Genomic DNA, 11,883 nt, shown 5'->3' with positions numbered 1-11,883 from the left:
TGCCACAAGCGAAGTGCTTGGCCCATATCCGGAATTCGCGTGTTGCACCAAGGCCGGACAGCCTTTAGGTCTTGGCGGGAATTGGCGCTCGCGCGCGCGGGCTTGGAGGGACGGTTCGGCAGGATGCGATCCGGGGGAACGATATCCATCGCACTGGCCTGGCTGTCGCTGACCGGGGCCGCCGGCGCCCAGACGCTCACGATCGGCGTCGCCGCGCCCCTGTCGGGACCATCGGCCATCCTCGGCAAGCAGATCGAGGCCGGCGCCCGGCTGGCGGCAGAGGCGAACGGCATCCAGTTCAAGACCGTGGATGACGCCTGCACCGGCAACGGCGGCGCCGCGGCGGCCAGCGAGTTCGTGGCAGCCAAGGTCAATGTCGTGATCGGCTTCCTCTGCACGGAGGCTATCGAAGCGGCGATGCCTGTCCTGAAGGACGCCAACATCCCGGTCATCACCATCGGCGTGCGAACCGAAAGCCTGACCGACCGCCGCGCCAAGACCGGCTGGCCGGTGTATCGCTTGGGACCACGCGGCGACGATGAGCGCTACGCTGTCGCCTCTAACCTCATGCGGCTGTGGCGTGACGAACTGTTCGCCATCATCGATGACGGCACCATCTATGGCCGCGAGATCGCCGAGACATTTCGCGCGGCGGCCGAGCAGGCAGCGCTGAAACCGGTCTTCGTCGACACGTTCCGGCCGCAGCTCGACAACCAGATCGGCCTGGTGGGGCGGCTGAAAAAGGCCGGCGCCACGCATGTTTTTGCCGGCGGCGACGGCGACGACATCGCCATCATGGGGCGCGATGCCGCCCAGCTCCAGACAAGCATCGTTCTTGCCGGCGGCGAAAACTTGCGCACGCCTCCCGGCGACGTGCCTTATGCAACGGGCACGCTGATGATCGCGCCGCCCGAATGGGCCGATGTCGCGGACCCTAAAGTGCTGGAGAGCTTCTCCGCGCAAAAGATCGTGCCGGATGGCTACACCTTGCCGGCCTATGCGGCCGTCGAGATTGCCAAGGCGGCGACGGCGGACGCCGCAAGCTCCGGCAAACCACTGACCGACGCGCTCACCGGGCATGATTTCACCACGGCGATCGGGCCAGTCCGCTTCGACGCCAAGGGCGACCTCAGCCAGAGCCCCTACCGTGTCTTCCGCTTCGACGGCACCCGCTTCGTGCCCTTGGAAAACAACTGATGTTCCGCACCGGTCCGCGCAATCTCATATCAGACGTCGCCGGCCTGCGCGTCGGCAATGCTTCCGATGCTAGGCTTAAGTCCGGCGTGACGACCGTCCTTTGCGACGAGCCGGCGGTGGCGGGTGTGCAAATCCTTGGCGGCGCGCCTGGGACCCGCGAGACGGATCTGCTGGAACCGCACAATTCCGTGGAGACAATCCATGCCGTCGTGCTGTCGGGCGGCTCGGCTTTCGGCCTCGATGCTGCGTCCGGCGTGCAGGCCGCGCTGCGCGAACGCGGCATCGGCTTCGAGGTGGGCGGCTTCCGGGTGCCGATCGTGCCGGCGGCGATCCTGTTCGACCTGCGCAATGGCGGCGACAAGGACTGGGGCCGCTATCCGCCCTATCGCGACCTCGGCTACGAGTCGGTACAGGCAGCCGCCGTCGATTTCCAACTTGGCACGGCCGGCGCCGGTACCGGTGCACTGACGTCGGGGCTGAAGGGTGGTCTGGGTTCCGCCTCGACGTTGCTGGACAATGGCGTCACCATCGGCGCGCTGGCCGCCGTCAACCCAACCGGATCGGTCACCGTCGGCCGCACCCGCCATTTCTGGGCGGCGCCTTTCGAAATCGGCGATGAATTCGGCGGGCTCGGTTATCCCTCGCCCATGCCCGACGACGCAAAGCGGATCTTGCTGAAATACCGCGACAAGGATCACGGGCGGCAGATGGAAAGCGGCGGCAACACGACCATCGCCATCATCGCGACAGACGCGGTCCTCACCAAGGCCGCCGCGAAACGCCTGGCGATTTCGGCGCATGACGGCTTCGTGCGCGCCATCTGGCCGACGCATACGCCGGCCGACGGCGACCTGGTGTTCGCGCTGGCCACCGGCAGGAGCGGGGTCGAACTGACCGCTGACGCCGCAGTCGACCTCTACGCCGCAGCCGGCGCCACCATGGCGCGCGCCATCAGCCGTGGTGTGTTTGCCGCGACGCCAGCGGGCAACGATCTGTTTCCTGTCTGGTCGTCGCGCCTGGGCTAAAGCCTTCGATCAAACCGGATCGGATTTTTCTTCCTCGAACGTCACCGCGACATCCGAATTTGCGGACAACCACACCTTCTTGCCATCGACCTCGGCAACCAGGGCCAGGGAAATATAATGGTGATGGCCCTTGTGAGCGCCCTCGCCGCTGTCGGCCCTGGTCAGCTTGATGCGCTGGCCATCGACCTTGTCGACGGTGCCGATATGCACGCCATCGGCGCCGACGACTTCCATGTGCTCACGAATTTTGCTGGTGTCGGTCATGTGAGGTTCTCCATTGGGGTGGTTGCCATTGGGATTGCGACAATAACAAATGACGAGCGGATTGGATGCATCGGCTTTGGCCCGCACGGCGTTTTGATTGGGCGGTCAACCGCGTCCAATTTCCTCTCAGGTCCCTGCGCTCGCCTTCACTCGCCTGCGGAATCCGGCTCTATTTCCGCTTGACCAGCCTCTGCAGCAACGTTGAGCATTTTGCCCGCCTCTGTTAGGACGCGACCAACGCAACGCGAAGCTGGAAATCGATCCATATGATCCCTCGCTACTCCCGGCCGGAAATGGTCGCCATCTGGTCGCCCGAAACCCGGTTTCGCATCTGGTTCGAAATCGAGGCTCATGCCTGCGACGCGCTGGCCGAACTGGGCGTCATCCCCAAGGAAGCGGCCAAAACCATCTGGGAAAAGGGAAGCGCGGCGGAATTCAACGTCGAGAAGATCGACGCCATCGAGCGCGTCACCAAGCATGATGTCATCGCCTTCCTCACCCATCTTGCCGAATTCGTCGGGCCCGACGCGCGCTTCATCCATCAGGGCATGACGTCCTCGGACGTGCTCGACACCTGCTTTGCGGTGCAACTCACCCGTGCCAGCGACATCCTGCTGGCCGACATCGATACGTTGCTTGCCGCGCTCAAGCGTCGCGCCTTCGAGCACAAGGACACCGTCACCATCGGCCGCAGCCACGGCATCCATGCCGAGCCGACCACCTTCGGCATCAAGCTCGCGCAGGCCTATGCCGAATTCTCGCGCTGCCGCGATCGGCTGGTGCACGCGCGCGAAGACATTGCCACCTGTGCGATTTCAGGGGCGGTCGGCACCTTCGCCAACATCGAGCCCTATGTCGAGGAACATGTGGCCCAAAAGCTGGGGCTGAAGCCGGAGCCGGTGTCGACGCAAGTGATCCCGCGCGACCGCCACGCCATGTTCTTCGCCACGCTCGGCGTCATCGCCTCGTCCATCGAGCGGCTGGCGATCGAGGTCCGGCATCTGCAACGCACCGAAGTGCTGGAAGCGGAAGAGTATTTTTCGCCGGGCCAGAAAGGCTCGTCGGCGATGCCGCACAAGCGCAATCCGGTGCTGACCGAAAACCTGACCGGCCTTGCCCGCATGGTGCGCTCCATGGCGTTGCCGGCAATGGAGAACGTGGCGCTCTGGCACGAACGCGACATCTCGCATTCCTCGGTCGAGCGTATGATCGGCCCGGACGCCACCGTGACGCTCGATTTCGCGCTGTCACGCCTGACCAGCGTCGTCGACAAGCTCGTCGTCTATCCCGAGAACATGCTGGACAACATGAACAAGTTCCGCGGCCTGGTGCATTCCCAGCGCGTGATGCTGGCGCTGACGCAGGCTGGCCTCTCGCGCGAGGACTCCTACCGGCTGGTGCAGCGCAACGCCATGAAAGTATGGGAACAAGGCGCTGATTTCCTTGAGGAACTTCTGGCCGACAAGGAAGTGACCGCAGCGCTGCCGGAGGCGCAGATCCGCGAGAAATTCGATCTGGGCTACCATACCAAGCACGTAGACACGATTTTCAAGCGGGTGTTTGGAGAGGCGTGAAGCGGATCTGGTGAAACGCAGGCGCCAAGCTGGAACACCCCTCATCCGTCTTGGCGCTACGCGCCAATCCACCTTCTCCCACAAGAAGGGGAGAAGGGAAGGTGTGCAGCGTCGGCGCCAAACGTCGACACCTGCGATTAGCCGAGGCCTAAGTGCAACGTTTTGCCTTCTCCCCTTGTGGAAGAAGGTGGCCGAGCGAAGCTCGGTCGGATGAGGGGTGCTCCAGCTTGGCGGAAGCTTCCGACTTCAAGCCTTGCCGGGAACAGTCCTGATCACCGTGCCCCAGGGGTCCTCACGGGTCGTTTCGCTGCTCACATTGTCCGAACGCATCTCAACCCAGGCGAGGCCGGAGCGGGAGGGGTCGCGGCGGCCGGCGCCGGCGCTCTGCCAGGCATTGGCGCCGATGTGGTGGTGGTAGTGGCCTGACGACAGGAACACCGCCTGGCCGCCATATTTGGCCACCGTGTCGAAGCCGAATTCCTGGTTCCACCAGGCTTCCGCCTCTTCCGGCCTGCCGACGCGCAGGTGGACGTGGCCGACAATGCTGTTTTCCGGCGCGCCCTGCCAGCCCGCATCGCCGGCCGGCACTTCGGCAACGACAGAAGGAATGTTCATCCGCTCGGTCGCCATGGCGATCCTGTCGCCGTTCCATTTCCAATCCTGCGGGCGGCGGTCGGCATAGATCTCGATGCCGTTGCCCTCGGGATCGGTCAGGTACAGCGCTTCGCTGACCAGATGGTCCGAAGCACCCTCGATGGCGATCTTGTCTGCGATGGCGTGGTTGATCCAGCGGCCGAGATCGGCGCGGCTGGGCAGCAGGAACGCCGTGTGAAAGAGGCCGGCGCTGCGCGGATCGTCCGGCTTGGCGGCTGCGTCCGGTTCAAGGACCAGCAGCGGACGGTCGGCTGCGCCCAGGGTGATCGCGCCATCGGCACGGCTCAGTTCCTGGAGGCCGACAACCCGGCGGTAATAGGCCGCGAGGCTTTCCGCATCACGCGCCTTCAGCCCGACCCGGGCGACGCTCACCGGCGTGGTGGCGGCAAATGGCAGTTCGCTCATCATTGTCTCCGTTGCGGCAACGCTTCGCGAAGTTCCCAAAGCCAGGAGCCCGGCGCCGCCGATCATTGTACGTCGTGTCAGCGCCAAAATCCCGGTCCCTCCACGGCTGTTTCTTTCCCGACAGAGATCGTCGATCGCCATCGTTCACACAAGACTGCGAAAAGCGAACATGGTGTTCACCATTGCAAGCACGAGCGCATCCATCAACGGTTGCATCACACAATCGCGCTCGCTATCTCAGCGCCATGAAAGTCAAGGACGCAGATATTCTGATCATTCCCGGATACACCAATTCCGGGCCCGAGCATTGGCAGACCCGCTGGCAATCGAAGCTGTCGACGGCGCGGCGCGTGGAACAGGCGGAATGGTCGAAGCCGGTGCGCGAGGACTGGACGGCGAGCGTGGCCAAAGCGGTCAACGAAGCGCAGAGACCTGTCGTTCTCGTCGCTCACTCACTGGGAGTGGCCGCGGCCGTGCAAGCCATTCCGCAATTCCGGAAGCCGGTCGCCGGCGCCTTCTTCGTGGCACCGCCCGACGTCGCCAATCCCAAGATCAAGCCAAGGCATCTGATGACCTTCGGCCCCTATCCGCGCGAGCCGCTGCCGTTTCCATCCATCTTGATCGCCAGCCGCAACGATCCCTTTTGCCCGTTCGATGTCGCCGAGGACATCGCCGGCACTTGGGGCTCGCTGTTCATCGACGCCGGCGAGACCGGTCATCTCAGCGAGGATTCAGGCTTCGGCCCATGGCCAGAGGGCTCGATGACTTTTGCCAAGTTCCTGACGGATCTCTAATCGCTCGGCAGTCCATGCTCCGCCTTTGGAGGTTATATGCCTGGCGAGACGATGGCCGCCGGGCAGCTTTACGGCAAATGGCCGGTCGGATAAGCCAAGGCGGCTGCGAAGTAAGAGGCTGGGATTTGCGTAAGGACGATTCGCTGGAATTCTTGCGGGGCGTCGCGTCAATTGTCGTGATGTTCTGGCACACGCTGCTCGGTTTTGCGCCTTCGGCGAGCGGTATTTTTGCGAATGGCCCAGCCAACTCGCTGCAAACGAGCTTCGTCTTCGTCGCGCTGAATGGCCAGTCCGCCGTGTATCTGTTCTTCGTGCTGTCTTCCTTCGTGCTGCTGAAACGTTATTTCGCGAGCCGCAAGATCGGGGATCTCCTGCTGGCCACGGCCAAGCGCCTGCCGCGGCTTGCGGGGCCCGTGCTTGTCACGGTGCTGCTGTCCTGCCTCATCTTCAGGCAGGAACTGTATTTCTTCCAGGATGCCGGCACCCAGACGGGATCACCCTGGCTCGCCAATTTCGCCTTTGCCTCAAAGCCGCTGACGCCGGAGACCGCGAACTTTTCGGACGCCCTCGCGCAAGGGGCATGGCGGACGTTCATTTTCGGGGACAGCTATTACGACACGAGCCTGTGGACCATGTGGTTCGAGTTCTGGGGCAGCCTGATGGTCTTTGCCCTCGCGCCGGCCATCTTCTTCGTGCACGACCGCATACCTTTGCTTTCCTGGTGCGTGCTTGCTATCGGCGTGTTCTTGGCGTGGTTGGTCAATTTCGTTCTCGTCGCTTTCCCCGTCGGACTTTCGCTGCATCTTCTGCTCGCCTCGAAATTTCGTCCGAACGCTTGGACAAGACTGGCTCTCGTCGCTGTGTCACTGGCTTTGCTGGGCTATGCCGGGAATGCGGTCGGCATCTACCGGCCCTTTGCCGTGCTGGAGGTCGGCGGTCTCCCCGAGAACGCCAGGCGGGCCTATACCGCCATATTGGGCAGCGTCATGCTCATCTATGCCGTGGTGGCCTCGCAGAGCCCGCCATCATGGCTGACGGGCAAAGCCGCGCGCTTCTTCGGCGACCTGTCATTCCCGCTTTATCTCGTGCATGTGCCGGTCATCTGCTCGTTGGGGTCCTGGGTTCTTTTGACCAGCGGCTCCGCTGCCTTCGGCGCGGCGGCCGCCATGCTGGGCTCGGTCCTCACAGCATTGCCGCTAATGGCCTTCAACAATTGGTGGATCGCAGCGCTTCGCGTCCTGTTCGACAGATTCAGGCGCATCGACACGGTAGCGGCGGCTGAAACCGCGCATATCTGATCGCAGGGCGCCCCGGCGACAGGCCAGCGAAATCTGGAGGAGGCCTGCTCAGGCCCCGATCGAATCCTTGATGTCTTTCAGCAGCGTCTTTGCTCCCAGTGAAATCAGCGCGTGTTCGGATCCGGTGGCCAGCAAGCGGTAGCCCATCGATACGACGCGGCCGGCGATAGCCGGTTCGACGACGTAGATCGCCGCATGCTTGCCGGCCTTGCGAGTGCGCTCGGCAACCGAGGCCACTGTCTCCATCATGCTTTCCAGCGTGGAGTTGACGGCGGCGCCGTTGGTCCAGGCGATCGAGAAATCGGATGGTCCGAGGAAAATGCCGTCGATGCCCGGCGTGTCGAGGATGCCGTCGAGCGCATCGAGCGCGGCGCGAGTCTCGACCATCGCAAAAGCCATGGTGCGCTGATTGGTATCGCGCAGCCATTCGGCATAGTCGCCCTTGCCATGGCGGGGGAAGGCATAGGTCGGCCCCCACGAGCGTTCGCCGAGCGGGGGATATTTCATGGCCGCGGCGAACAACTTTGCATCGGCCACCGAGTTGACCATCGGCGCAATGACCGCGTCGGCGCCAAAATCGAGGGCACGGCTGGCCATGTCGAAACGGCCAACGGGTATGCGCACCAGCGCCGGCTTGCCCAGGGCCAACACCGGTGCCAGGCCGCGCAGGACGCTGTCCTCGTGATGGCCGCCATGCTGCATGTCGAGTGTGACGGCATCGAAGTCCTGCCTGGCGAGGATCTCCACGGTCAGGGCGTCGGGCACGCCCGACCAGGCGGTGACCAGCGTTTCATCGGCGGCGAGACGGGACTTCAGCGACATCTAATCTCTTTCCTTGTTAGCGTCGGCAGTTTCAGCCGGAAACCGCCGCAAAGGCAAAGAAAAACCGCCCGGATCGGCCGGGCGGTCGATTGGTCCAGTAAGAGGCCGGATCAGGTGTTCCTGATCTGCTCGATCGCCTGCGCCATCAGTTCATCCATGGTACGGCGGATCTGGTGATCGGACTGCTCGACGCCCGCTGCGTCGAAATCCTTGCGGATCTTGCGGAACACGTCATGGTCGCCGGCTTCCTCGATGTCGGAAACAACGACTTCCTTGGCGTAGGCGTCGGCGTCATCACCGGATTTTCCGAGCTTTTCGGCGGCCCACAGACCAAGCGCCTTGTTGCGCCGCGCCGAAGCCTTGAACCGAAGCTCCTCGTCGAATGCAAATTTGCGCTCGAAGCCCTCTTCGCGGTCTTTCATGCTGCTCATGGCGTCCCTCCGGGTCAAATCCGATTCGTTGGCAGGTGAATATGTGTGTTGCCGAAGCACAAACCAAAAGGTCGCGGGCCGGTCAATATGCTTCGTCATATGCTGCGCTGCGGCATTTCAGTCCCGAAAGCGGTTGATTGGAAGGATTTGCCGATTGAGCAAACGGTGTGATTGGGATAGACCCGGCATTGAACGTCACCGTCGCCGCATTAATTCAGGCGGACGGACAGGAAGTGGTCGCTTACCGCCTGCCCGCAAATCCAGAGAAAAATTCAAATGAAAAATCGCCGCCGCATTTATGAAGGCAAGGCCAAGATCCTCTATGAGGGACCCGAGCCGGGCACGCTGATCCAGTTCTTCAAGGACGACGCAACCGCGTTCAACAAGAAGAAACACGAGGTCATCGACGGCAAGGGCGTGCTCAACAACCGCATTTCCGAATACATATTCAATCATTTGAACCGCATGGGCATTCCGACCCACTTCATCCGCCGGCTCAACATGCGCGAGCAGCTGATCAAGGAAGTCGAGATCATTCCGCTCGAAGTGGTGGTGCGCAATGTCGCCGCCGGTTCGCTGTCCAAGCGCCTCGGCATCGAGGAAGGCACCGTTTTGCCGCGCTCGATCATCGAATTCTACTACAAGGCCGACGCGCTCGACGACCCGATGGTTTCGGAAGAGCACATCACGGCGTTCGGCTGGGCAAGCCCACAGGAGATCGACGACGTCATGGCGCTCGCCATCCGCGTCAACGATTTCCTCTCCGGCCTGTTCATGGGCGTCGGCATCCAGCTGGTCGACTTCAAGATCGAGTGCGGCCGCCTGTTCGAGGGCGACATGATGCGCATCGTCGTGGCCGACGAGATTTCGCCGGACTCCTGCCGCCTGTGGGACGTGGCAACGCAGGACAAGCTCGACAAGGACCGTTTCCGCCGCGACATGGGCGGCCTCGTGGAGGCCTATCAGGAAGTCGCCCGCCGCCTCGGCATCATGAACGAGAACGAGCCGCCGCGTCCCACAGGTCCGGTGCTTGTCGCCTCGACCGACGGTCTCAAGGGCAAGCCGCACTGATTGCGGCTTGCGCCCCAACATTCAGAACAGGAGCATGTCCAGCGTGATCAAGGCCCGCATTACCGTCACCCTCAAGAACGGCGTTCTGGACCCGCAAGGCAAGGCAATCGAACACGCACTGTCAGGGCTGGGCTTCGATGGCGTCGGCGCGGTGCGGCAAGGCAAGGTGTTCGACGTCGAACTGGCGGAAAGCGACAAGGCCAAGGCCGAAGCCGATCTCAAGGCCATGTGCGACAAGCTGCTGGCGAATACGGTGATCGAGAATTATAGTGTGACGCTTACCTGAGGTTGTGTCGGAGGCAATATGCCGGAAGTCACGAATGAGTTGATGTTCGAGCTGCTGAAATGCGTGCATCACGAAATTGGTGAACTTCGTCAGGATGTGACGAAACGGGAATTGAGTGTTATGCGGGGTCATGTGGTGGCAACGCAAAGTGACATCTGTGGTATTCTCGCCCGCCAGGATGATCGATTTGAACGCATAGAACGCTGTCTCGATCCGCGCGAATTTGCCGAAGCTCAGAGGCCTTACGAACCAAAATGAAATCAGCTGTCGTCCTCCTGCCTGGCCTCAATCGCGACCGCGACATGATTGCGGCGCTGACCAAGATTTCCGGACAGGCGCCGGCAACCGTCTGGCAGACCGACACAGAAATCCCCGATGTCGACCTGATCGCCATCCCCGGCGGCTTCTCCTTCGGCGACTATCTGCGCTGCGGCGCCATCGCCGCGCGCATGCCGGTGATGCGGGCGGTCGCCGAAAAGGCCGCCAAGGGCGTCATGGTCATCGGCGTCTGCAACGGTTTCCAGATCCTGGTCGAGGCGGGACTGCTGCCCGGTGCGCTCATGCGCAACACCTCGCTGAAATTCGTCTGCCGGCAGGTCAAGCTCGAGATCGCCAACGCCAACACGATGTTCACCCGCCGCTACCAGCCGGGCCAGATCATCCGCTCGCCGGTGGCGCATCATGACGGCAATTACTTTGCCGACGCCGACACGCTTGCCCGTCTCGAAGGCGAAGGCCAGGTGGTGTTCCGCTATGCCGAAGGCACCAATCCGAACGGCTCAATCAACGACATTGCCGGCATCGTCAATGAACAAGGCAATGTGCTTGGCCTGATGCCGCATCCCGAGAACCTGATAGAAGCAGCGCATGGCGGCAATGACGGAAGGGCGCTGTTCGAAGGCGCCCTGGGCATTGCCGCTTGAAGTTTACAACCGCAACCTTAAGAATTGCGGCAATTCAAAATCATAGCGTGAGGGAGAGACGGTCATGAAGCTCTATTCGCGGCCGCTGTCGCCCTACTCTTCGATCGTGCGGGCACTGGCCTATATCAAGGACGTGCCGCTCAAGATCATCGCGCCGCCACCGGGTTTTCCGATCCCCGAAGAGTTTCGCGCCATCTCGCCGATGAACCGGATTCCGGTTCTGATCACCGGCTCGGGCGAAACGATCGTCGAATCGGTGGTCATCGCCGAATATCTTGAGGAGCGGTTTCCCGAACCGGCGCTGTTGCCGCCCGATTCGAAGGACCGCGCGCTGGTGCGCATGTTCGCCCGCATCACCGATCTCGATGTGCTGACGCCGACGATGAAGCTTTTCGAGCTGCATTTCGTGCCGAAGCGCAACACCGCCGAGATCGACGCCCAATTCGCCCGTCTCCACCATGGGCTGGCGGCCATCGAGGCACGCATGGCGCAGGGCCCCTTCGCGCTCGGTAGCGACATCAGTTTCGCCGATGCCTGGCTGACACCGACGCGGTTCATCCTCAACAACTTCCGCGCCATGACAGGCCGCCATGACCTGCTCGACGCCTATCCCAAATTCGATGCCTATGAGCAGATCGCCTCGCAGCACCCCGCATTGTCCAGGGTGTGGGGCGAGATGACCGACGGCCTCAAGATCTTTCTGTCCGAACTTGAAATGGGTGCCGCTTGATCAAGACGAGGACGATTGCCATCGTCGCCGCGGCGGGGTTTGCGCTGGCATCGTGCCAGTCGAGCCCCAAGAGCACGCCCATGCCGTCGGGCAAAAGTGCCGCGCTGCTGGCGATGGAACAGGTAGCGATATCGGCCCACAAATGCTGGATCGCCAGCAAGGACCCGGCCTTCAAGCAGTATCAGATGGCCAATGAGTTGAACTCGTTCAGCGGCCAGCCGCGCTTCCTTCTGGTGCCGGCCAAGCACTATGGCGGCAAACCGCTGCTGGTCGTGCAGGCGCAGGGGAATTCAAGCCATGTCGACGTCTTCGGACCGTTGATGAACGACCCGCTTGGCGCACGCATCAGCTCGGATGTAGCGCGCTGGCAGGCGGGCAATCCGGCCTGCGCAGCCACCGCCTGAGCCAG

Annotated in this window: 15 protein-coding genes; 11 read left to right on the top strand and 4 right to left on the bottom strand. The window is 62.5% G+C overall.

From position 1 onward, the window contains the following. Positions 1-123 precede the first annotated feature (123 nt). Positions 124-1,197, top strand: coding sequence for a branched-chain amino acid ABC transporter substrate-binding protein (locus O7A70_RS29060; RefSeq protein WP_337143408.1), 1,074 nt, complete (start codon positions 124-126; stop codon positions 1,195-1,197). Further along, complete coding sequence (locus tag O7A70_RS29055) at positions 1,197-2,222, top strand: P1 family peptidase (RefSeq protein WP_337143407.1); 1,026 nt, start codon at positions 1,197-1,199, stop codon at positions 2,220-2,222. Before O7A70_RS29060 ends, O7A70_RS29055 begins: the two co-directional genes overlap by 1 nt. 9 nt (positions 2,223-2,231) lie before the next feature. Here O7A70_RS29055 and O7A70_RS29050 read toward each other — a convergent pair whose 3' ends face one another. Beyond that, entirely contained in the window at positions 2,232-2,486 is a 255-nt protein-coding gene (locus O7A70_RS29050; RefSeq protein ID WP_337107049.1) for a DUF2171 domain-containing protein, read from the bottom strand. A 266-nt stretch (positions 2,487-2,752) separates the two neighbouring features. On the opposite strand from O7A70_RS29050, the gene purB reads away from it, so the two are divergent. Beyond that, entirely contained in the window at positions 2,753-4,060 is a 1,308-nt protein-coding gene (gene purB / locus O7A70_RS29045) for an adenylosuccinate lyase (protein WP_337143406.1), read from the top strand. Between the two features lie 246 nt (positions 4,061-4,306). On the opposite strand, the gene O7A70_RS29040 is transcribed toward purB, so the two are convergent. Then, on the bottom strand, positions 4,307-5,119 hold the full coding sequence (locus tag O7A70_RS29040) for a VOC family protein (protein ID WP_337143405.1): 813 nt from the start codon (positions 5,117-5,119) through the stop codon (positions 4,307-4,309). A gap of 245 nt (positions 5,120-5,364) precedes the next feature. Here O7A70_RS29040 and O7A70_RS29035 point away from each other — a divergent pair, with 245 nt between their 5' ends. Further along, on the top strand, positions 5,365-5,913 hold the full coding sequence (locus O7A70_RS29035; RefSeq protein WP_337143404.1) for an RBBP9/YdeN family alpha/beta hydrolase: 549 nt from the start codon (positions 5,365-5,367) through the stop codon (positions 5,911-5,913). Between the two features lie 125 nt (positions 5,914-6,038). Then, the gene (locus O7A70_RS29030) at positions 6,039-7,211 is read left to right on the top strand and encodes an acyltransferase family protein (RefSeq protein WP_337143403.1); all 1,173 of its coding nucleotides are present in this window, start codon (positions 6,039-6,041) and stop codon (positions 7,209-7,211) included. A gap of 48 nt (positions 7,212-7,259) precedes the next feature. Here the strand turns inward: O7A70_RS29030 and O7A70_RS29025 are convergent, their stop codons facing one another. After that, entirely contained in the window at positions 7,260-8,033 is a 774-nt protein-coding gene (locus tag O7A70_RS29025) for an HpcH/HpaI aldolase family protein (RefSeq protein ID WP_337143402.1), read from the bottom strand. A 110-nt stretch (positions 8,034-8,143) separates the two neighbouring features. Continuing rightward, on the bottom strand, positions 8,144-8,464 hold the full coding sequence (locus tag O7A70_RS29020) for a DUF1476 domain-containing protein (RefSeq protein WP_027143682.1): 321 nt from the start codon (positions 8,462-8,464) through the stop codon (positions 8,144-8,146). Positions 8,465-8,740: 276 nt separating this feature from the next. Here O7A70_RS29020 and purC point away from each other — a divergent pair, with 276 nt between their 5' ends. The 6 genes from purC (at position 8,741) to O7A70_RS28990 (ending at position 11,878) form a co-directional block, all read left to right on the top strand. Then, positions 8,741-9,535, top strand: a complete 795-nt coding sequence (gene purC, locus O7A70_RS29015) for a phosphoribosylaminoimidazolesuccinocarboxamide synthase (RefSeq protein WP_013532127.1) — start codon at positions 8,741-8,743, stop codon at positions 9,533-9,535. A 43-nt stretch (positions 9,536-9,578) separates the two neighbouring features. Then, positions 9,579-9,821, top strand: a complete 243-nt coding sequence (gene purS / locus O7A70_RS29010; protein WP_013895864.1) for a phosphoribosylformylglycinamidine synthase subunit PurS — start codon at positions 9,579-9,581, stop codon at positions 9,819-9,821. Between the two features lie 18 nt (positions 9,822-9,839). Continuing rightward, on the top strand, positions 9,840-10,079 hold the full coding sequence (locus O7A70_RS29005; protein ID WP_084636618.1) for a hypothetical protein: 240 nt from the start codon (positions 9,840-9,842) through the stop codon (positions 10,077-10,079). After that, on the top strand, positions 10,076-10,744 hold the full coding sequence (gene purQ, locus O7A70_RS29000) for a phosphoribosylformylglycinamidine synthase subunit PurQ (protein ID WP_015318137.1): 669 nt from the start codon (positions 10,076-10,078) through the stop codon (positions 10,742-10,744). Before O7A70_RS29005 ends, purQ begins: the two co-directional genes overlap by 4 nt. Before the next feature lie 64 nt (positions 10,745-10,808). After that, a complete protein-coding gene (locus tag O7A70_RS28995) occupies positions 10,809-11,474 on the top strand; it encodes a glutathione S-transferase family protein (protein WP_337143401.1) in 666 nt (221 codons plus the stop codon). Continuing rightward, positions 11,471-11,878, top strand: coding sequence for a hypothetical protein (locus tag O7A70_RS28990; RefSeq protein WP_027143680.1), 408 nt, complete (start codon positions 11,471-11,473; stop codon positions 11,876-11,878). Before O7A70_RS28995 ends, O7A70_RS28990 begins: the two co-directional genes overlap by 4 nt. Positions 11,879-11,883: the final 5 nt, after the last annotated feature.

The sequence above is a fragment of the Mesorhizobium sp. Cs1299R1N1 genome (genome assembly GCF_037179655.1).
In the GTDB taxonomy this organism is placed as follows: Bacteria; Pseudomonadota; Alphaproteobacteria; order Rhizobiales; family Rhizobiaceae; genus Mesorhizobium; species Mesorhizobium salmacidum.
Note: the sequence above shows the minus strand (reverse complement) of the source record. Positions and strands in the feature narration are given on the sequence as shown.